Consider the following 287-nt stretch of genomic DNA (forward strand, 5'->3'; position numbering starts at 1 on the left):
GTAGTGACAAGCTCATAGAGACTCAGCCCACTGTCTTTGATCTTTGATTTTACAGACTCTACATCATAGCTTGTCGCCCCACTTGGGATAGGGTCTTGCCAAATCAAATCATCAGCAGGAACATCTGGACCTAGATAGCAGCTCTTCGGTCCCATATCTCTATGGGTTAGCTTAAACCAAGCGCGAGCAAATACTTCGTTGAAGTAGTCAGGGTCGTTATGGAAACGCTCTGAAATTTTGCGATACTCAGGGTCCACTTTAAGTGCCATATCCGCATCGGTCATAAT

The 287-nt window shown here is 45.3% G+C and carries 1 pseudogene; it reads right to left on the bottom strand.

The window, feature by feature from the left end:
- Positions 1–287, bottom strand: a pseudogene (locus tag AB4585_RS27500) (catalase-peroxidase); the annotation flags it as partial.

The sequence above is a fragment of the Vibrio sp. 10N.222.49.C9 genome (assembly GCF_041474985.1).
In the GTDB taxonomy this organism is placed as follows: Bacteria; Pseudomonadota; Gammaproteobacteria; order Enterobacterales; family Vibrionaceae; genus Vibrio; species Vibrio crassostreae_C.